Below are 25,524 nucleotides of genomic sequence, written 5' to 3' on the forward strand. Positions count from 1 at the left end.
TAGAAATTCTTGCCTCGGCCGTCATCCGGGCCGTTCAGGCGATGATGCCGCCGCCCAGGCAGATGTCGCCGTCATAGAGCACGGCCGACTGCCCGGGCGTCACCGCCCATTGTGGCTGGGCGAACGCGAGTTCGAAGTCGCCCTGGCTGGCCGATTCGATGCTGCAGGCCGCGTCGGCCTGGCGATAACGCGTTTTGGCGCCGCAGGCGCCGGGCTCCGGCGGGCGGCCGGCCACCCAGCTGGCGTCGATGGCCTGCAGGCGGCTCGAAAGCAGCCAGGGGTGGTCATGCCCCTGCACCACATAAAGAATGTTGCGTTGCAGATCTTTGCGCGCCACGTACCAGGCGTCGGCCGTGCCGTCGTCGCGCTGACTGCCCTTGACGCCCCCCACGCCCAGGCCTTTGCGCTGGCCCAGCGTGTAGAAGGACAGCCCGTGGTGGCGCCCTACGCGCTGCCCCTGCGGGGTGAGGATGTCGCCGGGTTCGGTGGGCAGATAGCGGTTGAGGAATTCCCGGAACGGCCGTTCGCCGATGAAACAGATGCCGGTGGAGTCTTTCTTGGCCGCATTGTGCAGGCCGATCTCGTGCGCAATGCGCCGCACTTCCGTCTTCTGGATTTCGCCCAGCGGAAACAGCGTACGCGACAACTGGGCCTGATTCAGGCGATGCAGGAAATAGCTCTGGTCTTTGCTGCCGTCTAGCGCTTTCAACAATTGATATTCACGACCATGCGGCCCGGCGATCGAGCGCACGCGCGCATAGTGCCCGGTGGCAATGTGTTCGGCGCCCAATGCCATGGCATGGTCGAGGAATGCCTTGAACTTGATCTCGGCGTTGCACAGCACATCGGGGTTGGGCGTGCGGCCGGCGGAATACTCGCGCAGAAACTCGGAAAAAACGCGGTCTTTGTATTCGGCGGCGAAATTGACGTATTCGAAGTCGACCCCGACCAGGTCGGCCACGCTGGCGGCGTCGAGCAGGTCCTGGCGGGTGGAACAGTATTCGGAATCGTCGTCGTCTTCCCAGTTCTTCATGAACAGGCCGATGACCTCGTAGCCCTGCTGCTTGAGCAGCCAGGCCGTTACCGACGAATCGACGCCGCCCGACATGCCGACGACTACGCGGCGGCCTTTGCCCGACACAGAGGTAAAAGATGCAAGAGACATGGCGGCCATTTTAGAGCGAGGCGGCGGGTTCGGCGGGACGCGGCTCGGCCGCTGCCGAGACCTCCATCAGCCAGGCGCGGAACGCCTGCAGGATGGGCAGGTTGGCTTTCTGCTCCGGGTAGCAAAGGTAATAGCCCTGGCGGGCGCGTATCGGCAATTGAAGCGGCACGGCAAGCCGGCCATCGCGCAATTCGTCTTCGATAAGGCAGCGGGGTATCAGGGCAATGCCAAAGCCCGCGGCCGCCGCCTGCGACAGCAGGGAATATTGATCGAAACGGGCGCCTTCGAGGGCGCGCCGCGCATCGCAGCCTGCCTGTTCGAACCAGTCGCGCCAGCCCTCGAGCGCAGAGGTATGGTGCAACAACGGATAACGCAGCAGTTCTTCGGCATGGTCGCATGCCGGGCTGACCAGACGCGGACTGCACACGGGCACGATATCCCGCCCCACGATATAGTCGGCGCCGCTGCCCGGCCAGATGCCGTCGCCGAAACGCACCGCGGCATCGAGCTCCTGGTTGGAAAAATCGTAGCCCTGGCGATGGGGCAGGAACTCCACGTGAATGTCAGGGCGTATCCGCATGAAGGCGGACAGACGGGGAATCAACCAACGGGCGCCGAAAGTAGGCATACAGGTGAGGTAGAGCGTGCCCCCTTGCCCCTGATGCGCCATCAACTCGACGGTGGCCGCCTCGATCTGGCTCAGCCCCGCCTGGATCTTCTTCAGATAGCTCTGCCCCGCCTCGGTCAGCACCAGCCCTTGCCTGATACGCAGGAATAGCTCCACGCCTAAAAAGGCCTCAAGATGTTTCACTTGTTTACTGACGGCACCCTGCGTGACGCAGAGTTCCTGCGCGGCGCGGGTGAAGCTGCTATGCCTAGCAGCCACCTCGAAAGCCTGTAAATCAGTGAGGGAGGGGCAGAATCGGCGCATGAAGGCGCGGGCCAATTGCAAGTAAATGCAACCGTGACCATGAGGAAAAGGAATAGCTTACGGAGAATCTTTCGTTTGCGCAAACCGCGCCTTACCAACCAGAATCGTACAGCTTGCGCAATGCAACATATCGATCATCTCTACAGGGGAACTCATGCAACGTCGCAATTTCATCCTGGGTCTGTCCCTCACTGCCGCCGTCGCGGCGTCGCCGCTGACGGCCGGCGTCGCCCTGGCGCAGGATGCCTATCCCACCAAGCCCATCCGCCTCGTGGTGCCCTTCCCGCCCGGCGGCACCACCGATATCGTCGGCCGCCTGTTCGCCGACCAGCTCAGCAAAGCGCTGGGCCAGACAGTCGTGGTGGAAAACAAGGCAGGCGCCGGCGGTTCAATCGGCAGCGCCCAGGTGGCCAGCAGCGAACCCGACGGCTACACGCTCGGTATTGCCACCGTCAGCACGCACGGCATCAATCCCGCCATTTACCAGAACCTGCCGTTCGACGCCGAGAAAGACTTCACGCCGATTTCGAACCTGGCCGCCGTGCCGAACATCATGGTGGTCAACCCCAAGGTGCCGGCCAAGAACATCACCGAGTTCATCGCACTGGCCAAACAGGATCCGGGCAAGCTGGCGTACGCCTCGGCGGGCAATGGATCCGTTTCGCACATGATGGGCGAACTGTTCAAGATGGCATCGGGCACCGACCTGATGCACGTGCCTTACCGTGGCGTGGGCCCCGCGCTCAACGATACGCTGGCCGGCCAGGTCGACGTCCTGTATGACAATCTGCCCTCGTCGCTGCCGCACGTGCAGGCCGGCAAGCTGGTGCCGCTGGCGGTCGCCGCGCCCAAGCGCGTCGCCGCCCTGCCCGATGTGCCCACATTTGCCGAGGCCGGCCTGCAAGCCGTGAACGACTCGTCCTGGTTCGGGCTCGTGGGTCCCGCCAACCTGCCCAAGCCCATTCTCGACAAGCTGCACGCCGCGGTCGTCCAGGTGAGCGCCGATCCGTCGGTGGTGCAACGCCTCGAGAACCTGGGCGCGGCGCCGGTCGCCAACACGCCGGACGAATACGCGCAACAGATCTCCGCGGAAATCGCGAAGAACAAGCGCGTCGCCCAAGAAGCCAATGTGAGGATCGACTGATCGGTCTGCCCCCGCCGGTGGCGGGGGCCGTTTCCTGTATTGCCGCCGTATCCCTACCCCATGCTCATCAATAAACCTCTGTCCTATCGCCTGGCCCTGCCAGCCGCCCACCCCGAAGCTTCTGTTCCGCTGGTGCTCGACTCGCCGCATAGCGGCACGACTTATCCGCCAGACTTCGCGTCGTCGGCGCCGCTGGCGGCGCTGCGCACGGCGGAAGACACGTGGGTTGATGACCTGTGGGGGGATGCCGTGGCAATGGGCGTGCCGCTGATCGCCGCTACCTTCCCTCGCGCATATATCGACGCCAACCGCTCGCTTGACGAGGTCGACCCCCAACTGCTGGCCGAGCCCTGGCCTGATGCGCTACCCGATTCGGCCAAGGTCAGGCTGGGCAAGGGCCTGATCTGGCGCATGCTCGATGACGGCACACCGCTCTACCAGCGCAAACTGAGCCTCGAAGAAGTACGCCATCGCATCGATGCCTGCTGGAAGCCCTACCATGCCGAGCTGGGACGCCTGATCGATACGGCACACGCCCGCCATGGCCGTGTCTGGCACATCAATTGCCATTCCATGCCCAGTGTCGCCGGCGCCTATGCCACCGACAAACCCGGACTGGTGCATCCCGATTTCGTGCTGGGCGATCGCGACGGCTCGACCAGCGACCCGGCGTTCCGCGAGTTCGTGGCAGCCTGGCTCGGCTCGCGCGGCTATCAAGTGACCGTCAACGACCCCTACAAGGGCGTAGAACTGGTGCGGGCCTTTGGCCGGCCCGCCGACGGCCGCCACAGCCTGCAGATCGAGATCAACCGCAAGCTCTACATGGATGAAACCACCCTGCGTCCGTCCGCCGGCTATGACAAGCTGAAGACCGACCTGCGCGAGCTCACGGGCGCCCTGCTCGACTGGATCCGGACACAACTGGCCTGACGAACTGGCGCCCACCGGACGCCAGACCTCGTTCCCCGAAGGCCAGACCATCCCGCCCGCGTTGCCGCCCGGCAACGCACGCCCGGCGGCCACTTCGCCCCTGTACGGGGCATGCCCGGTCGCCCCCCTGCTTCCCCGCGCCCTCAGCCCCACCCTTCCCCGCGAGTCTGAAGCCCTGAACTATTAAATGCATGCGCATGCATGCATATTGACAAGACCAGGAACGCTCATTAATATGCATGCACATGCATTTACACAGGTACGAACGATGCCCACCATTACCCTCTACTCCGATTTCGTCTGCCCTTACTGTCTACTGGCGGAAAAGGTGTTATCCGACCTGGCGTCAGTCCGGGATCTTCAAATCGACTGGCGCGCCTTTGAATTGCGGCCGGCCCCCGTTCCCACCCTGCGGCCTGAAGATCCGTACCTGCCTGCAGTGTGGCAGCGCTCGGTATATCCCATGGCGGCCCGGCTGGGCGTAACGATCCGCCTGCCGTCCATTTCGCCGCAGCCCCGCACCGCACGGGCGTCGGAACTGCTGCTGATGGCAAAAGAGCGCGGCGTGGACCACGCCTATGCCACACGGGTGTTGCGCGCGTTCTTCCAGGAAGACCTGGACATCGGAAATATTGACGTACTGGCGCAACTGGCCGCCGAGTCGGGGCTGAACCCAGACGCCGCGCGCAGGTGCCTGGCGGACGGCACCTATGCCGAACGTCACCAATCCGCCCAGCTTCATGCACGCACCGTGCTGGGCATCAACTCTGTTCCCACCCTGATCGTGGGAGAGCGAGTGATCCGCGGCGTCCCTGCCGCGGATGACCTTGCGACCGCCCTCGGTATCTGACAAAGGAAGCTTCTCATGAACTGGATCTATCTTGGTATTGCAGTGGTCTTTGAAATCGCGGTGGCCGTATCGGCAGGCAAGGCCATGGGTTTTACCCGTGTCGGCTGGACCGCCGCCACGTTGGTGAGCGGCGCGATCGCCACGTTCTTTCTGAGCCTCGCGCTGCTGACGTTCGATGTCGGCGTGGGGTATGCGATATGGACCTCGGTTGCGGGTGTCGGAATTGTCGTGCTCGGGGCCTTGTTCTTCGGGCAACCGCTCAATGGCAAGAAACTCCTGGGCATTCTTCTGGTAATCGGTGGCGTCGTGGGCCTGCGGCTCAGCGGCGCGGCGTAAATATAAGGACCATCATCATGACTATCGAGCACAACACAACGAACGGGCGCGCCTGGCTGATGCTGATGCTGGCGGGCGTTTTCGAAATCGGCTATGCCCTCAGCGTAGCAAGCAGCAAGGCATTCACGGTCTTGGATTGGTCTGTGGCGGCCGTCGTCTTCTTCCTGCTGACGCTATACACGCTCAGCGTCGCGCTGCGCACGATCGACGTCGGCATCGGGTATGCAGTGTGGGCAGGCATCGGTTCAGTAGGGGCCGCCGTTCTGGGCAGTGTGGTGATGCATCAACCCCTGAGCTGGACGCAGGCGTTCTGGCTGGCCGTCATCATCGTCGGGGTCGTGTGGCTGAAACTGGCCGACAGCGCCAAGCTGGGCAAACGCGGCGCAACAGCGCCGGCCGGGGCGCACTGATGAGCGCCGACCTGTCCTCTTCTTGGGATGCGCGCATGGAAGACACGGTGGCCCTGTCGCTGAGGCACGTCCAGGGCGGAGGCATCCCGTTCGCCGCCCTGGTGATCGACGAGCACGGCATGGTGCTCGGACGCGGGGTCAACCGGGTGCGCGAGCATCTGGATCCCACCGCCCACGCCGAGGTCGAGGCGATCAGAGAGGCGTGCCGGCGCGCGGGGGCCACGCGCCTCTCCGGGGCCACACTGCTGGCCTCGGGCGAACCATGCGCGATGTGCTATCTGAGCGCGTTGTCCGCCGGCATTCCGCGCATCCGCTTTGCCGTCGATCGGGATGAGGCTGCCGCCCACGGTTTCGATTATCGCGGCACGTACTCGCTGTTGGCGCGCGAACCTCTCGATTGGCCCGGCCTGGCCGTCGCCAGGCACACCGTGCCGCGCGCCCTGGAGCCATTCCAGGCGTACAGCGCGCGCCGGCCACTGCCCTGAGGCGAAGCCGCCATCATTGCATGAGCATGCATATGCGAAAATGCCGGGATATCCACTTGCACAGGTACCTTGCGCAATGACGAAGAAAAGCGATGCATGGTTGCACCTCATCCAGGCGGCAGCGCTTGTCGAGTCCGATTTGGCTCGGGCCCTGCAGTCCGAACATGGCCTGGGGCTGTCGGAATACCGCGCGCTGGCCATCCTGGCGAAATCGCCGGACACCGAACTGCGCATGCAGGAACTGGCCACCCATCTGGGCCTGAATCAAAGTTCGGTGTCGCGCATGGTTGAACGGTTGGAACGCGGCGGCCTGGCCGTGCGCGACCTGTGTCCGGACGACAAGCGCGGCGTGTACGCCGTGCTGACCGACCAGGGCAGCGCGCGCCTGGCCAGTGCGCATCCCGATTACGAACGCGCCCTGGCATCCGCGCTGAAAAAACACGGCGCCGATCAGTTCCTGTCAGGCGCCCCGTCCAAAGCCAGATAAGCGCAGTGGTGCGAATACGGCCACGCCGTTTACCGGCGCAGGCGTTCGTCCACGACTTCGATCCAGTGACGCACCGGCGTATCGGTCCCGCTTTGCAGGTGCGTAATACAGCCGATGTTCGATGAAATGATGACCGGCGGCGCGTGAGGCTCGATCGCGCCCAGTTTGCGGTCGCGCAGTTCGAGGGCCATGCCCGGGTTCAACACCGAATACGCGCCTGCGGAGCCGCAGCACAGGTGTCTGTCGCTGAAGGGCAGCAATTCGAAACCCAGGTCGGACAGCAAGCGTTCGCTCAGAGGCCGCAAGCCCTGCCAGTGTTGCAGGGTGCACGGTGGGTGAAACACTGCCTTACCCGCCGGCGTCATCCTGGAGCGCAAGGCCTGTGCATGCGGCGCCACGACTTCCGCAACGTCTTTGACCAGGGCGACGACGCGCGCGGCCTTCTCGGCATACTGCGCATCATTGCGCAGGTGATGCGCATACTCCTTGACCATGGCTCCGCAGCCAGACGCGTTCATGACAATGGCTTCGATCTCGCCACGCTGCACCAGGGGCCACCAGGCATCGATATTGGCCCGCATCTGGTCCAGGGCTTCGGCCTGGGCATCCAGGTGGAAATTGACGGCCCCGCAACAGCGTGCCCCGGATACGATGCGCGCACCGATGCCCAGGGCGTCCAGCACGCGCACTGTGGCGGCATCGATGGTGGGCATCATGGCAGGCTGCACACAGCCGGACAACATCAGCACCTGGCGCGAATGCCGCGCCGCATCCGGCAAGAGGCCCGGACTGCGCCAGGCGGGCACTTTGCGCTTCAGCCCGGCCGGCAACACGGCCCGCAGCATCTGTCCGGCCCGCATCGCGGGCGCAAACAGGCTCGAGTTCATTCCCTTGCGCAGCATCAGCCGCAGCGCGCGCTCGCGCCACGGACGCTGTACCTTTTCGTCGACCACTCGGCGGCCGATATCCACCAGATGCCCATACTGCACTCCCGAGGGACAGGTGGTTTCGCAATTCCGGCAAGTCAGGCATCGGTCGAGATGGCGTTGAGTAGACTGCGTGGGCTCGGCACCTTCGAGCACCTGCTTGATCAGATAGATGCGGCCGCGCGGCCCATCGAGCTCGTCGCCCAATACCTGATAGGTAGGACACGTTGCAGTGCAGAATCCGCAGTGCACGCAGCGGCGCAGTATCTCGTCGGCCTCACGGCCATAGTCCGAATTGCGTGCCCAGGGCGCAAGATTGGTTTGCATACCCGCCTATAGCTCGTGTATCAACCGGCCCGGATTGAACAGCCCGGCCGGATCGAGTTCGTGTTTCAGGCGCCGCGTGATCGCCGCAACGCCCGCCGATAACGGGTGAAAGACGCCGTCAGCCGGGTTGTCGATGCCGTTGGCACGGAACAGCGTGGCATGCCCGCCCCATTGCTGTGCCAATTCGCGCATGGCATGCGCATCCTTGCCTCCGCTGACCCAGCGCTGGCCGCCGCCCCATTCGACCAGCACTGGCCTGTCCAGGGGCAGCGGCGGCGTCGCCGGCGGCAATGCCAGCCGCCACAGAGGCTGGCCCCGGTTGAAAAACGGATGCGTCTGCTCGCGCAGCGACGTCCACCAACGGGCAGCCTCGCCTTCGTCCAGCACCTCGCCGCCGATGCGGGCCGCAGCGGCGCGAACCGCAGGCGGCGCGCCCGACAGGCGCACGGTAACCTGACCCGGGCCTTGCTCCGCAGGGGTCCAGCAGCTTGCCGAAACGGCCAGCGGCTGGCCGCGCCATGCGGTGAAATCGCGCAGTGCCTGCTCCTGGGTCGCTTCGTAGCGCAGCGTACGCTCTTCCTGAGGCCGTGGAACGACTTTCAGCGATATATCGAGCAGCGCGCCGAATATGCCGTGCGACCCGGCAAGCAGGCGCGACACGTCATAGCCCGCGACGTTCTTCATGACCTCGCCCCCGAACGACAGGATGCGGCCCTGTGAATCGAGCAGGCGCGCGCCCAGCACGAAATCGCGCACCGCGCCCGCGGCCATGCGGCGCGGCCCGGCCAGGCCGGCCGCCACGCAGCCTCCCACCGTGGCGGCAGGACTGAAGTGCGGAGGTTCGAAGGCCAGCATCTGCCCCTGTTCTGCCAGCGTGGCTTCAAGCGTGGACAGGGGAGTTCCTGCCCGCACCGACACGACGAGTTCAGACGGCTGGTAGCTCACGATGCCGCTGTACGGTGTCATGTCGAGCAGGCAATGGCCATCCTGCGGCCTGACGGGCCGGTAGTTCCCATAGAACGATTTGCTGCCCCCTCCCATGACGAACAAGGGCTTGTGACCCGCGCGCGCCGTCATGACCTGGTCGCACAACTCCGACAGGACGAATTCCATATGACGCCGCCCTAAAAGCGCGCCAGGTCGGGAAAGCTGATCTGTCCGGCGTGCACGTGCATCTTGCCGTACTCGGCGCAACGCGCCAGAGTTGGAATGACCTTTTCGGGGTTCAGCAGGCCAGGGGGGTCGAACGCTCGCTTCACTGCCAGAAACGCGTCGAGTTCATCACGCGAAAATTGCACACACATTTGATTTATTTTCTCCATTCCCACCCCGTGCTCGCCGGTCAGGGTGCCTCCTACTTGCACGCACAGCTCGAGAATCGCCGCGCCGAACTTCTCTGCCCGCTCGACTTCGTCGGGCTTGTTCGAATCAAACAAAATCAGCGGATGCAGATTGCCATCGCCGGCATGGAACACGTTGGCGCAGCGCAAGCCGTATTCGTCCTCCATCTGCTCGATGGCGCCCAGCACGCGGGCCAGATGGCGGCGCGGGATCGTACCGTCCATGCAGTAATAGTCGGGCGAGATGCGGCCCGCCGCCGGGAAGGCATTCTTGCGGCCGGCCCAGAATCTGAGCCGCTCTGCCTCGTCGCGCGACACTTGCAGGCGCGTGGCGCCAGCCTGGTGGAAGACCGCTTCCATGCGCTGCACTTCGTGCGCCACTTCTTCGGCCGTTCCATCGGATTCACACAGTAGGATGGCCTGCGCCGTCACGTCATAGCCGGCATTGACGAAAGGCTCGACCATCTCCACGGCGCGCCGGTCCATCATCTCGAGACCGGCCGGGATGATGCCCGCGGCGATGACGTCCGTGACCGCCTGCCCCGCAGCCTCGACACTGGAAAAGCTCGCCATGATGACCTGGGCGCTCGCGGGCGCTGGAATCAGCCTGACCGTGATCTCGGTGGCCACGCCGAGCATGCCTTCCGAGCCGATGAACAACGCCAGCAGATCGAGGCCGGGCGCGTCGGGCGCCTCGGAGCCCAGCTCGACGATTTCGCCATCGATGGTCACGACGCGCACCCGCAGGACGTTGTGCACCGTAAGACCATATTTCAGGCAATGCACGCCGCCGGAGTTCTCGGCGACGTTCCCGCCAATGGAGCATGCAATCTGGCTGGAAGGATCGGGCGCGTAATACAGGCCGTAGGGCGCCGCCGCTTCCGAAATGGCCAGGTTTCGCACCCCCGGCTCCACCACGGCCGTGGCGCTGTCTGCGTCGATGCGTTTGATGCGATTGAACTTGGACAGGCCCATCAGCACGCCCTGGGCATGGGGCATGGCGCCACCGGACAGTCCGGTGCCCGCCCCGCGCGCCACCAGCGGAACGTTGAGCCGCTTGCACAGGCGCATGACCGCAACCACCTGCTCTTCGGTTTCGGGCAGCACCACCACCGGTGGCAAGGCGCGATATAACGAAAGGCCATCGCACTCGTAGGGGCGCGTGTCTTCTTCGCGGTACAGCACGCAATGCGCGGGCAAGGCCCCATGCAGCGCGTCGATGACGCGCGTCGCAGAGAACGGATGCTCAGCGTGGCTCAGGTTAGCTTCAGCCAGTGAATTCATGAGCGCAACGATAGCGCGAGGCTATCATTCTCGGCAGAGCGGATTTACCCGCACCCGCAAGGGTCGCGGCCGCCTCGGTCGTGCGAACTTACCAACTGAAGATCTTGCCCGGGTTCAGGATATTGTTCGGGTCGAACGCATGCTTGATGCTGCGCATGAGGGCCAGGGCGTCCGGGCCGTGCTCATCCGCCAGAAACTGCATCTTGTGCAATCCGATTCCATGTTCGCCGGTACACGTTCCATCGGCCGCAATGGCGCGTCGCACCAAATTGTGATTTATCGTTTCAGATTCTTGCCATTCGGCTTCGCTGTCGGCATCAAGCAACATCAGCACATGGAAATTGCCGTCGCCGACATGGCCGACGATGGTGTACGGAAAGCTTGCGCGTTCGAGTTCCTCGACCGTTTCTCGGACACAATCCGCAAGCCGCGAGATGGGAACGCACACGTCGGTAGTGCTGGCGCGGCATCCCGGGCGCAACTGCAGCCCGGCGAAATAAGCGTTGTGGCGCGCCGTCCAGAGACGGCTGCGGTCTTCGGGCCGCTCGGCCCATTCGAAGTCCATGCCGCCGTGTTCGGCCGTGATGCTCTGTACGATTTCGGCATGCTCTTGCACCGCCGCCGGACTGCCGTGAAACTCGAACACCAGCATGGGGCTCTCGCGCAGGCTCAATTTGCTGTGCAGGTTGACGGCGCGCACCGCGGCCGCGTCCATGAACTCGACCCGGGCCACCGGCACGCCCATTTGGATGATCTCGATGACGCTTCTAACGGCGTCGTCGAGCGCCGAGAAATTGCAGACCGCCGCCGATACGGCCTCGGGTTGCGGATACAGACGTACGGTGACTTCAGTGATGATGCCCAGCGTGCCTTCGCTGCCCACAAACAGGCGCGTCAGGTCGTAGCCGGCCGAGGACTTGCGGGCCCGCCCGGCCGTGCGGATGACGCGGCCGTCGGCCGTGACGACCGTCAGCGACATCACATTCTCGCGCATGGTGCCGTAGCGCACGGCGTTGGTGCCCGAGGCACGGGTGGCGGCCATGCCGCCCAGGCTGGCGTCCGCCCCGGGGTCGATAGGAAAGAAGAGCCCGGTGTCGCGGATCTGTTCGTTCAGCTGCTTGCGGGTGACGCCCGCCTGCACCGTGGCGGTCAGGTCTTCGGCGTTCACGGCCAACAGCCGGTTCATGCGAGAAAGATCCAGACTGATGCCACCCTGGATGGCAAGCAAATGCCCTTCCAGCGACGAGCCGGCGCCGTAGGGAATGAGCGGCACGCGATGCTCGTTGCACAGGCGCGCCACTGCGGCGACTTCTTCGGTTGTTTCGGCAAAGACCACCGCGTCGGGCAACATGGGCGGGTACGGCGATTCATCGCGGCCATGATGCTCGCGCACCGCGTGCGATTCAGACAGCCGGTCGGCGAACTGCGCCCGCAAGGCGTCCAGACAGGCAGCCGGCACGGGGCGACGCAAGGGTTCGGGGACGGCGGGAGCATTCATGGCGACATCAACGCTGAGAAAACGGTAATACGCCATTCTACGCCGGCGTGGGCCGGAGAGCCTCCCGCTGGCCGGCCGGCAGGCGCAGCACGGCCCCGCGGATTGCCTTACTTTCCTGCCGTCGCAAGCGTCCTGCGGCGCTCTTTGACCGCGCGCGCCAGCCTGTCGAGCACTTGCACCGAGGCGTCCCAGTCGATGCATCCGTCGGTGACGCTTTGCCCATACACCAGCGGTTCGCCCGGCACCATATCCTGGCGCCCCGCCAGCAGATGGCTTTCGACCATGACGCCGACAATCCGGGCGTCGCCGTTTTCGATCTGGCGCGCCACGTCGTCAATCACCTGAGGCTGGTTCTCGGGATTCTTGCTGCTGTTGGCGTGGCTGGCATCGATCATGACGCGCTGGGCGAGCCCGGCCTTGGCCATGTCCTGGCAGGCTGCGGAGACGCTGGCTGCATCGTAATTGGGCGCCTTGCCGCCACGCAGAATGACGTGGCAATCTTCGTTGCCGGCCGTCGATACGATCGCGGAATGGCCCCCCTTGGTCACCGACAGGAAATGATGGGGTTGCGATGCCGCCTTGATGGCATCCACGGCAATCTTCACATTGCCATCGGTGCCATTCTTGAAACCCACGGGGCTCGACAGCCCGGAAGCCAGCTCGCGATGAACCTGGCTTTCGGTAGTGCGCGCCCCGATCGCGCCCCAGGACACCAGGTCGGCGATGTACTGCGGGGTGATCATGTCGAGAAACTCGCACCCGGCGGGCAAACCCTGGGAATTGATGTCGAGCAGCAGTTCACGCGCCACCCGGATGCCGCGATTGATGTCGAAGCTTCCGTCCAGCCCGGGATCGTTGATCAGGCCCTTCCAGCCCACCGTGGTGCGCGGCTTCTCGAAATACACACGCATCACGATCTCGAGTTCGCCATGCAGTCGGTCGCGCACCGCCTTCAGGCGCGAGGCGTATTCCATTGCGGCCCGGGTGTCGTGAATGGAACAAGGCCCGATGATGACAATCAGGCGGTCGTCCATGCCGTGCAGGATGCGGTGCATACTCTGACGGGCGGCGTAGACGGTTTCCGAAGCCTGTGTGGTGCAGGGAAATTCGCGCATCACATGGGACGGCGGGTTCAGCTCTTTGATCTCGCGGATGCGAAGATCGTCGGTATTGTGCGACACGGTGTGACTCCTGGTTGCCCGCCAGGCTGACGGCACAAAAAAGCCGCCAGGGGGCTGGCGGCTTTTTCGAGGGATTTTGTTCGAACTTCAGATTGAGCGCGTCCCTTCCTCCGCCAGCGGCTTCAGAAAACCAAAAAAATAAAAATAAAAAGCGGGGGACGCGAATTTCATAGCGAGAAACTCTAGCACAAACTTTTTTACTCGTCCACGAATATTCGGGCGAACTGCGCTCACCCCAGCCCATCAAACTTACATGACAGGACAATCGAACGGACGGCATGGTCTCTTGCGCGCAATGACGCGCCTCATTTTTATTGCGGCGCTGGGCTGGCTTGCATGGTGGGGATGGCCCCGCCTGCCGGACAGTTTTCGCGCCCCCTGGCACATGATGCGCCTGTCGCTGCAACCCGTTCCCACGGACCTTCCCGTTCCGGTGGCAGGCATTTCACCCAGGCAGCTGACCGACACATGGGGCGCATCCCGCTCGGCCGGCCGCACTCATGAAGGCATAGATATCTTCGCCCCGCGCGGCACGGCCGTGCTGTCGACCACCGAAGGCGTCGTCACGCGCGTGGGCACCAATAATCTAGGTGGACAGGTAGTCTGGGTCCTGGGTCCCGGACGCCAGATGCACTATTACGCTCACCTGGACGACTATGCGGATCTCGAGCAGGGCGCGCTCGTCGCCGCCGGCGACACGCTGGGTTATGTCGGCAATACCGGCAACGCGCGCACCACGCCGCCTCATCTGCATTACGGCATCTACCAGTCCGGCGGCGCCATCAATCCGTATCCGCTGCTGCGCGGGCGCTGAGCGCGCCCGGCGCTACACTCTCGCTTATTCATGAACTGATGCGACGCGATATGGACTTGGCGGTATCGACACGTGCCCGGCGCTGGCTGGCCATCACGGCCGGCGTCGTGCTGCTGGGCCTGGCGCTCGCCCTGACTGCGAACTGGGTGCTGCGTGACACGTCCGCGCAATACAGCAACCAGGTGCGCACCGGCGCCACGGAACTGCTCAAACTCACACTGCCCGATGCCTCCACGGTGGCGCTCAATCGCAGCACTGCCTTGGCAGTCAGTTATTACGCGCGCCGTCGCCACGTGACGCTGGTCACGGGCGAGGCATTTTTTCACGTGCGCTGGCAGCGCCGCGTCGCGTTTGAAGTCAGCAGCGGTCAGGAAGCGGTAGAGATCGTCGGCACGCGGGAGCGTGTACCCGACATCCGGTTCAACGTTCGGGTGACCCAGGACGCCATGCAGGTCGAGGTGCAGAGCGGCAGTCTGAAGGTACGCACCGCCACCGCCGGCCCGCGAGAATACGTGGAAATGCAGGCCGGCGACAGTCTGACGATATGGCGGGGCCGACAGCAGCACGAACTGATACGCGTCGATCCCGCCAGCGTGGGCAGCTGGATTACCGGAGGCTGAGGCGGCCCGCGCTCAGGCCGTGCCACCCACCGTGAGCCCTTCCATGCGAACCGTGGGCATGCCTACGCCCACCGGCACGCTCTGCCCGTCCTTTCCGCAGGTACCCACACCCGAATCCAGCTGAAGGTCGTTGCCGATCAGGCTGACGCGGTTCATGGCATCCGGGCCATTGCCGATCAGCGTGGCGCCCTTCACCGGATAGGTGATCTTGCCGTTTTCGATCATGTAGGCCTCGGACGCCGAGAACACGAACTTGCCGTTGGTGATGTCTACCTGGCCGCCCCCGAAATTGGCCGCGTACAGCCCGCGCTTGACCGACGCGATGATTTCTTCGGCGGGCGTCTCGCCAGCCAGCATGTAGGTGTTGGTCATGCGGGGCATGGGCAGGTGTGCGAACGACTCGCGTCGACCGTTACCGGTGGCGGCGGTCTTCATGAGGCGCGCGTTGAGCGTGTCCTGCATGTATCCGCGCAGAATGCCGTCTTCGATCAGTACATTGCGCTGTGTGGCGTTGCCTTCGTCGTCGATATTCAGCGAGCCGCGGCGGTCGGGCAGCGTGCCATCGTCCACCACCGTGACGCCTTTTGAAGCCACTCGTTGGCCGATGCGCCCCGAGAACACGCTGGAGCCCTTCCGGTTGAAGTCGCCTTCGAGGCCATGGCCCACGGCTTCGTGCAGAAGTATCCCCGGCCATCCCGAGCCGAGCACGACCGTCATTTCGCCAGCTGGCGCCGGTCGTGCATCGAGATTGACCATGGCTTCATGGACGGCCCGGTCCACGTAGCCAGACAACATGTCATCGGAGAAATAAGCGAGCCCCAGTCGGCCTCCGCCGCCGGCATGGCCCATCTCGCGACGGCCATTGCGCTCGGCGATCACCGTGAGCGACAGCCGGACCAGGGGGCGTATGTCTGCGGCCAGGCGACCATCGCTACCCGCCACGAGCACGACGTCGTATTCCGCACCCAAGCCGGCCATCACCTGGATGACGTGCGGGTCGCGCGCGCGCGCCATGCGTTCAACGCGCTCGAGCAGCGCTACTTTTTCGGGCGCGCTCAGGGTAGCCAGCGGATCGAGATCTGCGTACAGGCTGCGCCCCGCCTCAGGCGGCACCTGCGCCGCCACCTTGACTTTGCCGGCGCCGCGGCGGGCAATGCCCCGCACGGCGTGCGCCGACGAAAGCAGCGCGTCGGCAGAAAGCGAGTCGGAATAGGCGAAGGCCGTCTTTTCGCCGCTGATGGCGCGCACCCCCACACCCTGGCCTATGGAAAAACTGCCGGTCTTGACGATACCCTCTTCCAGGCTCCAGCCTTCGCTGCGCGTGTACTGGAAATAGAGGTCGGCGTAATCGACCTTGTGGGTAAAGATTTCGCCCAATGCGCGGGCCAGATGGGATTCGTCCAATCCCCAGGGGTCGAGCAGCAATGACTTTGCGGTGGCGAGGGCTTGGATATCGGGATCGATCAGGTTCATGAATGTGTGTCTCTGTTTCTACAGGACGCGGTGGCTCAATGCGGGCAGCGACGCCCGCACTTGCGCCAGACGCTCAGGCTCTATGGTACCGCTGACCACGCCCGGCCCTTCGGGCAGCACGTCGACTATTTCGCCCCAGGGGTCGATCAGCATGGAATGGCCCCAGGTGCGCCGACCGTTGGGGTGGTGCCCGCCCTGCGCAGCCGCCAGCACGTAGCACTGGTTTTCGATGGCGCGGGCCCGCAAGAGTAATTCCCAGTGTGCCTTGCCTGTCGTGTACGTGAATGCGGCAGGCACCAGGATAAGGTCGACCTGCCCCAGGGCCCGGTACAACTCGGGAAAGCGCAGGTCATAGCACACAGAAAGGCCTACCCGGCCCCACGGTGCGTCGAACGCGCGCACGGTGTCGCCGGGCCGAATGGCGATCGACTCATCGTAGGCCTCGCCGCCACGCTGGAAATTGAATAAATGGATTTTGTCGTAGCGCGCCACCGATTGCCCGTCCGGCCCATACACAAAGGTGGTGTTGAACACTCGCCCGGGATCCGGGCAGGCCAGCGGCAGCGTCCCACCGGCCAGCCACACGCCGTGGCAGCGCGCCTGGTCGGACAGGAAATCCTGGATGGGACCCCCGCCCGGTTGCTCCTTGATTTCCAGCTTCTGCAGATCGCCCTTACCCATAAAGCAGAAATATTCGGGCAGCGAGATCAGCCGGGCCCCGGATCGCGCGGCTGCCTGTATTAAATCGGCCGCCTGCCGGAGATTATCGGTTACGTCGGGGGTGGATACCATTTGAACGGCTGCGACGCGCACTGAATTCGACCCGGAAATGTCCATTTATCTGCCCTCTGCAATTAAGAAAATCAGTCCAACATAATGCTCAGGGCGAACGACTATGTATTATGGAGAGCGTAGCCGCTACTTCAGCCCTGTAGGCGATGCTATGCCTGTTAATCTGTTTAAAACCCAGGAATTGCTCATGCCCCGAGAAAGCTACTCAGCTCTGCAAGCAAAAATAGAAAAAGAAATAAACAAATTGCAAAAAAAAGCAGAAGCGCTGCAAAACAAGCGCCGCAAACCTGTTATAGCGTCAATCGTAGCTTCAATGCGTGAATACAATATTACCCCTGAAGAAATCGCGGCGGCATTCAATGGTAATGCCAAAACTGCGCGCACCTCGGCCGCCCGCAAGCCGGCACCCGCCGCCAAACGCCAGGTCGCGCCCAAATATCGTCACCCCAAGACCGGCGAAACCTGGAGCGGCCGCGGCAAGGCACCGCGCTGGCTGACGGCCGAGGAAGCGGAAGGCCGCAATCGCGAAACCTTCCTGATCGGCGATTAATACTCGCGCCCTGCCGGGTTTGCCTGATTATCCCGGCCTCAGCCGGGATAATCATCGCAACACGACGGGTTAATGCCGGAATACCTGGAATGGCACTATCGTGCCAATGGAAATTCCACCTGGCGTTCCGATCCATTGTTACCGGGGAAGCTGTCGAAAATGGCACGGGCCAGGAAAGGCATCGCGCGAACCAGATCTGCCTGGTTGGTCACAATATAAGCCGTTGCCCGATAAACCTCGGCTCCGCCTCGCGCCGTATCGTGTATCTGCACACTGAGCCGGTTGCGATATGCCACCGCGGGTACGTCGACCCATTCCGGCCCCCAGTATCCCATGCCGCCTCCCCACCACGGCGGCCCATAAAATCCCCCGAACCCGCCGTAGAAATAGGGATCGTAGGCCCGACGGACCATGACCTGGGTCTGTTCGGCGCCATAATCGAATGAAACCTTGAAGCGGGCGTGCTGGTCGGCCCTGGCCTCGACGAGGCCGGTGGGCCCGATACTGGCGCGCAGTGCGTCCCGGTAAGTCTGGTATTCGAGATTGCCGGCCTGCCCAGGCACCGCATCGACGAAACGATAGGTCTGGCCTTCTACGCCGGCCGGCCACTGCTGAAAGGACGTGACCCTGGCCTGTACGGTGGGGGACGTGCAACCACTGAGCAACCCTGCAGTCAGGACCAGCGCCACGGCGGCGCCGCGCCAGATATTCGACCAGTTTCGAGACATGAGCGGTTCTCCGATTGCGCCATCATACGTACATTTCGACCATGCCAGCCGCCGAAAGTTTTCAACCGGATATTTCCGCGGCCATGGCACTTGCGGGCTACTACTACAATACGCCATTGCCCATTTTGGACCGATCCTCGCATGCGCACTGAAACGCCTGTAACCGTCTATCGCAAGGATTATCAGCCCTACCCGTTTGCCATTCCGGAAGTATCGTTGGCATTCGACCTGGATCCAGCTTCCACACAGGTGCACAGCACCCTGCGCATCGAACGCCAGCCGGATGCCGCGCCGGACGCGCCGCTGGTCCTGGATGGCGCCGAACTGCAACTGGTGTCCTTGCAGGTCGATGGGCGGCCGTGGCCCGAAAGCGCCTACACGCTCGACGAGCACACCCTGACACTGAACGGACTCCCTTCCCGCGCCAGCGTTGAGATTGTCAGCCGCTGCCGGCCGGAGGCCAATTCCACCCTGATGGGGCTGTACGTATCGGGCGGCAATTTCTTTACCCAGTGTGAAGCCGAGGGATTCCGCCGCATCACCTGGTTCCCCGACCGGCCCGATGTAATGTCGCGCTACCGCGTCACGCTGCGCGCCGGGGCCGACTACCCCGTACTGCTATCGAACGGCAACCTGGTTGCGACCCGCAGCTTGCCCGACGGTCGCCAGGAAGCCGAATGGGAAGATCCCTTCCCCAAACCGAGCTATTTGTTCGCGCTGGTGGCCGGGCGTTTGACGCACCGTGAAACCACTGTGCAGACGGCGTCGGGGCGTACTGTGCTGTTGCAGGTGTACAGCGATCCCGGAATGGAAGATCGCACCGAATGGGCGCTGCAATCCTTGGTGCGGGCTTTGCGCTGGGACGAAACGCGATTCGGCCTTGAACTCGACCTCGACCGCTTCATGGTGGTCGCCGTGCGCGACTTCAACATGGGGGCCATGGAGAACAAAGGGCTGAACATCTTCAACTCAGCCTACGTGCTGGCCGACCCCCAAACCGCCACGGACGCAAATTACGAAGGCATCGAGGCCGTCATCGGGCACGAGTATTTCCACAACTGGACCGGCAATCGCGTGACCTGCCGCGACTGGTTCCAGCTCAGCCTGAAGGAAGGCTTGACTGTATTCCGCGACCAGGAGTTCACCGCCGACATGATGGCGCGCGACCTGGATGCGTCCGCCGCGGCAAGCGCCCGGGCCGTCAAGCGCATCGATGATGTCGTCACTCTGCGAGCGGCGCAGTACCCGGAAGATGCGGGCCCGATGGCGCATCCCATCCGGCCGGAAAGCTACCAGGAGATCGGTAACTTCTATACCGCTACCGTGTACGAAAAAGGCGCCGAAGTCATACGCATGCAGCACACCCTGCTGGGCGCCGAGGGCTTCCGCGCCGGCATGGACGAGTATTTCCGTCGCCACGACGGCCAGGCCGTCACGTGCGACGATTTCGTGGCCGCGATGGAATCGGTATATGTGCGCCAGCATCCGGGACGCGATCTTTCGGTGTTCCGCCGGTGGTACAGCCAGGCCGGCACGCCACGCGTTACGGTGACGCTGGCCCATGACCCCGACCAGCGGCGCTGCACGGTTACGCTGGCCCAGCGCTGCCCGCCCGTCGGGGTCGAAAGGCGCGCGGGCGATGAACTCGTCAAGCCACCCCTGCACATTCCGTTTGCATTCGGCCTGCTCGACCCGCAAGGCAACGCAGTGCCCTTGCGTCTGGACGAGGGCCCGGCCCAGGACACCGTGTTGCTCGAACTGACGCAGCAATCGCAGCAATGGGTGTTCGAAGACATTCCGGCTCGGCCCATACCATCTCTGCTGCGCGGCTTTTCCGCGCCGGTCGTGGTGGAATACGACTGGTCCGATGCCGAATTGGCTCTGCTGTCGGCCCACGACACCGACCCCTTCGCCCGCTGGGAAGCCGGCCAGGAACTCGCCACGCGGCAGATCCTTTCGCTGGCATCTCAACATCAGGCTGGCGCCGCGCTCCAGGTGCAGGCGGCATTTATCAACGCCTGGCGCGCCCTGCTCACGGACCCGGCACTGGATGCGGGCTATCGTGCGCGTGCCCTGGCCCTGCCGTCGGAAAAGACGCTGGCCGAGCGCATGCAGCAGATCGACCCGCCCGCCTTGTCCGCGGCCCGCGATCACCTTCGCGCCGAACTGGGGCGAGAGCTGGCCGCGTCATGGCGCGCCACGTTCGACGCCAACCAGACGCCGGGCGAATACAGCCCGGCCCCCGGTCCCGCCGGGCGACGCGCATTGAAAAACCAGGCGCTCGGCCACTTGATGGCCGCGGGCGCGCCCGGAGCCCAGGCGCTTGCCCAAGCCCAGTTCGAGCAGGCCGGCAACATGACCGACAGCCTGGCGGCTCTGTCGGCGCTCGTCAGCTACGGCGATGCCGCAGTCGCAAGCCAGGCGCTCGACGCCTTCTACGCGCGCTGGCAGGACGACCCGCTCGTCATCGACAAATGGTTCACGCTGCAGGCCACTGCGCGCGGTACCGATGTGGATGCCGTGCGTGCGCTGATGGCGCACCCTGCGTTCACCTTGCGCAACCCCAACCGCGCACGTGCGCTGGTGTTCCAGTTCTGCCTGAACAACGCCCGAGGCCTGCACCGCGCCGACGGAACAGGTTACGCGTTCTGGGCCGAGCAGGTACTGGCCCTCGATTCGCTCAACCCTGAGATTGCCGCGAGGCTGGCCCGGGCGCTCGACAACTGGAGCCGTTTCGTTCCGGCTTTGCGGGCCCCCATGCAGGCATCGCTGCATCGGGTTCGCGAGCACGCGGGGCTGTCGCGCAACGTATTCGAAATCGTATCCAAGGCACTGGAGTTCGCCGCATGAATTCCGGGCCCCTACTCGCTGCTTACGGAGACCGCACTTGAAACATAAAACCCTCACCCAATACCTGGTCGAGCAGCAGCGCTCGGCGAATGCGCTGGCCCCCGAGGTGCGCCTGCTCATCGAAATCGTGGCGCGAGCCTGCAAGGCCATCAGTCATGCCGTCAGCAAGGGCGCCCTGGGCGGCGTCCTGGGCAGCCTTGAATCCGAGAACGTCCAGGGCGAAGTCCAGAAGAAACTCGACGTGCTTTCCAACGAGATTCTGCTGGAAGCCAACGAATGGGGCGGGCATCTGGCCGCGATGGCGTCCGAGGAAATGGAAACCATCCACCTGATACCCAACCGCTATCCCAAGGGCGAATACCTGCTGCTGTTCGATCCCCTCGACGGCTCGTCGAACATCGATGTGAATGTCTCGATCGGCACGATTTTCTCAGTATTGCGCGCCCCGCAACGCGTGGCGGGCGCAGAGGAAGTCTGTGAACAGGATTTCCTGCAGCCCGGCAACCAGCAGGTGGCCGCCGGCTACGCGGTCTATGGCCCGCAAACCATGTTGGTCCTGACCATCGGCAACGGTGTGGTGGGCTTCACGCTCGATCGCGAAATGGGTTCGTGGGTGTTGACCCATGAACGGATCAGCGTGCCGGCCGATACCAAGGAATTTGCCATCAATATGTCGAACTTGCGCCATTGGGCCCCGCCCGTGAAGCGCTACGTCGATGAATGCCTGGCGGGGTCCACCGGGCCACTCGGCAAAGACTTCAACATGCGCTGGGTGGCTTCGATGGTGGCCGACGTGCACCGCATTCTGACCCGTGGCGGCATCTTCATGTACCCGTGGGATGCGCGCGAACCGGGCAAGGCGGGCAAATTGCGCCTGATGTACGAGGCCAACCCGATGAGCATGATTGTCGAGCAGGCAGGCGGCGCGGCCATCGATGGTACGCAGCGCATTCTCGATATCCAGCCCGAGAAACTGCACCAGCGGGTCAGCGTGATTCTGGGTTCGAAGAACGAAGTGGAACGCGTGGGCCGCTACCACGCGGAAAACCAGGGCACCGACTGACCGCAGGTTTCAGCGCAGCGAAGGGCCTGACACTTGCGTGCCAGACCCTTCTGCCCGGCCGGCCGCGCCGGCGGGCGCCGCTGCCAAACTGCCGAAATGGCGGCCTTGTCCATGGCAGCGCGTCGCCGCGCGCTCAGTCCACCTCTTCGATCGATTTCACATCGTCCTTGTTCACCTGGACCTTGCTGCCATTGCGCTCGTATTCGTAAAAGCCAGATTTTTTGTTGTACTCGGGCTCATCCGGGGTGACGACCTGGCCGCCATCGCGTGTATGCACCACGGAGGGCGACGAGCAGCCCGCCAGTACGCCGACTCCGGAAAGCATCAGGGCAAGCGTCGTGGTCTTGATGTTCATGGGCGTTTCTCCGTCTGGTGTTGAACGAAGCTTTACTGTAGGCCCCGACCCTATGCCCAGACCGTGACGGGATGTGGGCAAAGTGCATAAGTGTGTAATGGCACGCCGCTGGGCCCGTTCCGCCTGCCGGGGCAAACGCCGCGCGAGCAGGCGGAAAGAAAAAACCCCCGGCTGTTCAGGCCGGGGTTGCAATATTACACAGCGGATACACCCTTACACTTTGGCGTTGGCCTCGATGTAGCGCCGGACCAACTGTGCGTCGCAGTCCATGACCGTGACGCGCTGCGGCAGGGATTCAAGCCCGGCCAGCGCGGGCGGCGGCGTGACCGGGCGGCCCAGCGCGGCTTCGATGGTGTCAGAAAACTTGGCCGGCAGCGCGGTCTCGAGCACCAGCATGGGTACGCCGGGTTCGACGAATTCACGGGCCACTTTCACGCCGTCGGCAGTATGCGGATCAACCAGGACGCCCGTGGTGTCGTAAGTGCTGCGGATGACTGCCAGACGATCGGCGTGCGTACTGGTGCCTGCCACGAACCCATACCGCGATTCGAACTCGGGTTTCATTGCCGACAGGTCGAAATGACCATCGCGAGCCAGGTCGGCCCAAAGGGCCTGCACGCGCTGCGGATCGCGACCGGTGAGGTCAAAGATGAAGCGCTCGAAATTCGAGGCACGCGAGATGTCCATGGACGGACTGGACGTTGCGTAGGTGTTCGTCGCGCTGCGGGGGCGATAGACGCCGGTGCGGAAGAACTCTTCGAGCACATTGTTTTCATTGGTGGCGAGCACGAGCCTGCGAACCGGCAGGCCCATGGCCCGTGCAATGTGGCCCGACAGGATATTGCCGAAATTACCGGATGGCACCGCAAACGACACCTGCTGGCCGGGTGCCGTCGTGGCGCGCAACCAGCCGTGGAAGTAATAGACCACCTGGGCGGCGATGCGTGCCCAATTGATGGAATTCACGGCACCGATGCGGTAGCGCGTTTTGAAGTCCAGATCGCCAGCGAGCGCCTTGACGATATCCTGGGCTTCGTCGAAGACGCCGCGCACGGCGATGTTGTGGATGTTCTCATCCTGCAGCGAGTACATCTGGGCGCGCTGGAAGGCGCTCATGCGTCCGTGCGGCGACAGCATGAAAACCGCCACGCCCTTCTTTCCGCGCAGCGCGTATTCGGCCGCCGAACCCGTGTCGCCCGAGGTTGCTCCCAGGATGTTGAGGGTGGCATTGCGGCGCGTCAGCACGTATTCGAACACCTGGCCCAGAAACTGCATGGCCATGTCCTTGAAGGCCAGCGTGGGCCCTTCGGAAAGGCCCAGCAGGTGCAGTCCGTCGGTCAGGGGCCGCAAGGGAACGATGTCTTCGCTGCTGAACACCCCTTGGCGGTATGCCGCGCGCGTGAGCCCGCGCAGGTCTTCTTCGGGAATGTCGGTGACGAATCGGGACAGCACTTCGAATGCGAGGTCGGCATACGGCAGGCCGCGCCAGCTTTCCAGCGTTTGTGCGGAAATCTGGGGCAGCGACTCAGGAACTGCCAGGCCGCCATCGGGAGCCAGGCCTTCGAGCAGAATATCGCTGAAGGCTTGCGGGGCCATGCCACCGCGTGTGGATATGTATTTCATGTGAGGTTCTCGACGCGCAGGCGCGTGACGTTGGAACGCACGAACGGCAATTGCTCGATGCTTTGGATGGCCCGGCTGACGTTGCCTTCCAGCGCCTGATGCGTCAGGAAGATGATGTCGGCGCCGCCGATATGCGACGGTTGCTGGATCATCGAGCCGATAGAAATTGAATGGTCTGCCAGCACTCGCGCAATGTCGGCGAGCACGCCGGGCTGATCGTCGACGCGCAGGCGCAGATAGTAAGAGGTGCTGACCTGCTCGATGGGCAGGATGGCCAGATCGGACAGGGCGTCGGGCTGGAAAGCCAGATGCGGTACGCGATGCCCGGGGTCGGCCGTATGAAGCCGTGTCACGTCGACCAGGTCGGCCACCACCGCAGAGGCCGTGGGTTCTTCTCCGGCGCCCTGCCCATAGTACAGGGTGGGGCCCACGGCATCACCGCGCACCAGCACGGCGTTCATGGCGCCCTCGACATTGGCGATCAGGCGTTCGGCCGGCACCAGGGCGGGATGCACGCGCAGTTCGATGCCATCGGCACGCCGCTTGGTAATGCCCAGCAATTTGATGCGATAACCCAGGCGCTCGGCATGCGCGATATCTTCCTGGGCGAGTTGCGATATGCCTTCGATATGGGCCTTGTCGAACTGGACGGGCACGCCGAACGCCAGAGATGCCAGCAGGGTGAGCTTGTGCGCCGCGTCGACGCCCTCGACATCGAACGTGGGGTCGGTTTCGGCATAGCCGAGGCGCTGCGCCTCGGCCAGCACGTCGGCGAAGGGCAGACCGCGCGACCGCATTTCGGAAAGTATGAAATTGGTAGTGCCGTTGATAATGCCGGCCACCCATTCGATGCGATTGGCCGTGAGCCCTTCGCGTATGGCCTTGATGATGGGAATGCCGCCCGCCACCGCGCCTTCGAAGGCCACCATGACGCCTTGCTCGGAAGCCGCCGCGAAGATTTCGTTGCCATGCTTGGCCAACAGCGCCTTGTTGGCGGTGACCACGTGCTTGCGATGGGCAATGGCTTCCAGCACCAGCTCGCGCGCCAGGGTATCGCCGCCTATCAGTTCGACCACGATATCGATTTCGGGATCGCGCACCAGCGCGTGCACGTCGGCGTCGACCCGGGCGGCGTCGCCAATGCGGGCGCGTGCCTTGGGTACATCGCGCACGGCGATACGGCTGATCTCGATGCGCCGTCCCGCGCGCCGGGCGATTTCTTCGGCGTTGCGGGCCAGCACGGCCCAGGTGCCGCCGCCCACCACGCCCAGGCCCAGCAGGCCGATCTTGATGGGCTGGAGTTCGGCGCGCGATGCATGGGCGGCCGCGGCCGACGGCTTACTTGCAGAATTCGTCATTTCT

The 25,524-nt window shown here is 63.8% G+C and carries 25 protein-coding genes; 12 read left to right on the forward strand and 13 right to left on the reverse strand.

Annotated elements, in window-relative coordinates:
* Positions 1–34: 34 nt before the first annotated feature.
* Both mnmA and gcvA read right to left on the reverse strand, forming a co-directional pair.
* Positions 35–1,165 (reverse strand): tRNA 2-thiouridine(34) synthase MnmA, encoded by a 1,131-nt coding sequence (gene mnmA / locus ACV17W_RS04485; protein ID WP_462595244.1) that lies wholly within the window; start codon positions 1,163–1,165, stop codon positions 35–37.
* A 10-nt stretch (positions 1,166–1,175) separates the two neighbouring features.
* Positions 1,176–2,096 (reverse strand): transcriptional regulator GcvA, encoded by a 921-nt coding sequence (gene gcvA, locus ACV17W_RS04490; RefSeq protein ID WP_462595245.1) that lies wholly within the window; start codon positions 2,094–2,096, stop codon positions 1,176–1,178.
* A 154-nt stretch (positions 2,097–2,250) separates the two neighbouring features.
* On the opposite strand from gcvA, the gene ACV17W_RS04495 reads away from it, so the two are divergent.
* The 7 genes from ACV17W_RS04495 (at position 2,251) to ACV17W_RS04525 (ending at position 6,738) form a co-directional block, all read left to right on the forward strand.
* Positions 2,251–3,240 carry a Bug family tripartite tricarboxylate transporter substrate binding protein gene (locus ACV17W_RS04495; protein ID WP_462595246.1) on the forward strand — a complete coding sequence of 330 codons (990 nt, stop codon included), beginning with the start codon at positions 2,251–2,253 and terminating at the stop codon, positions 3,238–3,240.
* Positions 3,241–3,300: 60 nt separating this feature from the next.
* Positions 3,301–4,170, forward strand: coding sequence for an N-formylglutamate amidohydrolase (locus ACV17W_RS04500; RefSeq protein WP_462595247.1), 870 nt, complete (start codon positions 3,301–3,303; stop codon positions 4,168–4,170).
* A gap of 268 nt (positions 4,171–4,438) precedes the next feature.
* Entirely contained in the window at positions 4,439–5,020 is a 582-nt protein-coding gene (locus tag ACV17W_RS04505) for a DsbA family oxidoreductase (RefSeq protein WP_462595248.1), read from the forward strand.
* Positions 5,021–5,035: 15 nt separating this feature from the next.
* Positions 5,036–5,356, forward strand: coding sequence for a DMT family transporter (locus tag ACV17W_RS04510; RefSeq protein ID WP_462595249.1), 321 nt, complete (start codon positions 5,036–5,038; stop codon positions 5,354–5,356).
* A gap of 17 nt (positions 5,357–5,373) precedes the next feature.
* Entirely contained in the window at positions 5,374–5,766 is a 393-nt protein-coding gene (locus tag ACV17W_RS04515) for a DMT family transporter (protein WP_462595250.1), read from the forward strand.
* Complete coding sequence (locus ACV17W_RS04520; RefSeq protein ID WP_462595251.1) at positions 5,766–6,251, forward strand: nucleoside deaminase; 486 nt, start codon at positions 5,766–5,768, stop codon at positions 6,249–6,251. The genes ACV17W_RS04515 and ACV17W_RS04520 overlap by 1 nt, the downstream gene beginning before the upstream one ends.
* 76 nt (positions 6,252–6,327) lie before the next feature.
* On the forward strand, positions 6,328–6,738 hold the full coding sequence (locus ACV17W_RS04525; protein ID WP_462595252.1) for a MarR family winged helix-turn-helix transcriptional regulator: 411 nt from the start codon (positions 6,328–6,330) through the stop codon (positions 6,736–6,738).
* A gap of 29 nt (positions 6,739–6,767) precedes the next feature.
* On the opposite strand, the gene glcF is transcribed toward ACV17W_RS04525, so the two are convergent.
* The 5 genes from glcF to aroG all read right to left on the reverse strand — a co-directional run bounded on the left by glcF (position 6,768) and on the right by aroG (position 13,294).
* Positions 6,768–7,991: a glycolate oxidase subunit GlcF gene (gene glcF, locus ACV17W_RS04530; RefSeq protein ID WP_462595253.1), complete on the reverse strand. Its 1,224-nt coding sequence runs from the start codon at positions 7,989–7,991 to the stop codon at positions 6,768–6,770.
* A 6-nt stretch (positions 7,992–7,997) separates the two neighbouring features.
* Entirely contained in the window at positions 7,998–9,104 is a 1,107-nt protein-coding gene (gene glcE, locus ACV17W_RS04535; protein WP_462595254.1) for a glycolate oxidase subunit GlcE, read from the reverse strand.
* Between the two features lie 11 nt (positions 9,105–9,115).
* Positions 9,116–10,615: an FAD-linked oxidase C-terminal domain-containing protein gene (locus ACV17W_RS04540; protein ID WP_462595255.1), complete on the reverse strand. Its 1,500-nt coding sequence runs from the start codon at positions 10,613–10,615 to the stop codon at positions 9,116–9,118.
* Positions 10,616–10,703: 88 nt separating this feature from the next.
* The gene (locus tag ACV17W_RS04545; RefSeq protein WP_462595256.1) at positions 10,704–12,113 is read right to left on the reverse strand and encodes an FAD-binding oxidoreductase; all 1,410 of its coding nucleotides are present in this window, start codon (positions 12,111–12,113) and stop codon (positions 10,704–10,706) included.
* A gap of 107 nt (positions 12,114–12,220) precedes the next feature.
* Entirely contained in the window at positions 12,221–13,294 is a 1,074-nt protein-coding gene (gene aroG / locus ACV17W_RS04550; RefSeq protein ID WP_462595257.1) for a 3-deoxy-7-phosphoheptulonate synthase AroG, read from the reverse strand.
* A gap of 253 nt (positions 13,295–13,547) precedes the next feature.
* On the opposite strand from aroG, the gene ACV17W_RS04555 reads away from it, so the two are divergent.
* Positions 13,548–14,108, forward strand: a complete 561-nt coding sequence (locus tag ACV17W_RS04555; protein ID WP_462595258.1) for a M23 family metallopeptidase — start codon at positions 13,548–13,550, stop codon at positions 14,106–14,108.
* Between the two features lie 50 nt (positions 14,109–14,158).
* Entirely contained in the window at positions 14,159–14,728 is a 570-nt protein-coding gene (locus tag ACV17W_RS04560) for a FecR family protein (protein ID WP_462595259.1), read from the forward strand.
* A gap of 12 nt (positions 14,729–14,740) precedes the next feature.
* Here the strand turns inward: ACV17W_RS04560 and tldD are convergent, their stop codons facing one another.
* Positions 14,741–16,201, reverse strand: coding sequence for a metalloprotease TldD (gene tldD / locus ACV17W_RS04565; RefSeq protein ID WP_462595260.1), 1,461 nt, complete (start codon positions 16,199–16,201; stop codon positions 14,741–14,743).
* Positions 16,202–16,219: 18 nt separating this feature from the next.
* Complete coding sequence (locus tag ACV17W_RS04570) at positions 16,220–17,038, reverse strand: carbon-nitrogen hydrolase family protein (RefSeq protein WP_462595261.1); 819 nt, start codon at positions 17,036–17,038, stop codon at positions 16,220–16,222.
* Between the two features lie 142 nt (positions 17,039–17,180).
* On the opposite strand from ACV17W_RS04570, the gene ACV17W_RS04575 reads away from it, so the two are divergent.
* Positions 17,181–17,543: an H-NS histone family protein gene (locus ACV17W_RS04575; RefSeq protein ID WP_462596459.1), complete on the forward strand. Its 363-nt coding sequence runs from the start codon at positions 17,181–17,183 to the stop codon at positions 17,541–17,543.
* A 95-nt stretch (positions 17,544–17,638) separates the two neighbouring features.
* Here ACV17W_RS04575 and ACV17W_RS04580 read toward each other — a convergent pair whose 3' ends face one another.
* A complete protein-coding gene (locus ACV17W_RS04580) occupies positions 17,639–18,271 on the reverse strand; it encodes a DUF4136 domain-containing protein (protein ID WP_462595262.1) in 633 nt (210 codons plus the stop codon).
* Positions 18,272–18,412: 141 nt separating this feature from the next.
* On the opposite strand from ACV17W_RS04580, the gene pepN reads away from it, so the two are divergent.
* Both pepN and ACV17W_RS04590 read left to right on the forward strand, forming a co-directional pair.
* The gene (gene pepN / locus ACV17W_RS04585; RefSeq protein ID WP_462595263.1) at positions 18,413–21,121 is read left to right on the forward strand and encodes an aminopeptidase N; all 2,709 of its coding nucleotides are present in this window, start codon (positions 18,413–18,415) and stop codon (positions 21,119–21,121) included.
* A 37-nt stretch (positions 21,122–21,158) separates the two neighbouring features.
* Complete coding sequence (locus tag ACV17W_RS04590) at positions 21,159–22,184, forward strand: class 1 fructose-bisphosphatase (RefSeq protein WP_462595264.1); 1,026 nt, start codon at positions 21,159–21,161, stop codon at positions 22,182–22,184.
* A gap of 133 nt (positions 22,185–22,317) precedes the next feature.
* On the opposite strand, the gene ACV17W_RS04595 is transcribed toward ACV17W_RS04590, so the two are convergent.
* The 3 genes from ACV17W_RS04595 to ACV17W_RS04605 form a co-directional block, all read right to left on the reverse strand.
* The gene (locus tag ACV17W_RS04595) at positions 22,318–22,539 is read right to left on the reverse strand and encodes a YgdI/YgdR family lipoprotein (RefSeq protein ID WP_462595265.1); all 222 of its coding nucleotides are present in this window, start codon (positions 22,537–22,539) and stop codon (positions 22,318–22,320) included.
* Between the two features lie 213 nt (positions 22,540–22,752).
* Positions 22,753–24,162, reverse strand: a complete 1,410-nt coding sequence (gene thrC, locus ACV17W_RS04600; protein ID WP_462595266.1) for a threonine synthase — start codon at positions 24,160–24,162, stop codon at positions 22,753–22,755.
* A complete protein-coding gene (locus ACV17W_RS04605; RefSeq protein ID WP_462595267.1) occupies positions 24,159–25,520 on the reverse strand; it encodes a homoserine dehydrogenase in 1,362 nt (453 codons plus the stop codon). Before ACV17W_RS04605 ends, thrC begins: the two co-directional genes overlap by 4 nt.
* Between the last annotated feature and the right edge of the window lie 4 nt (positions 25,521–25,524).

Source organism: Bordetella sp. MIP270_01_BMS (assembly GCF_054958705.1).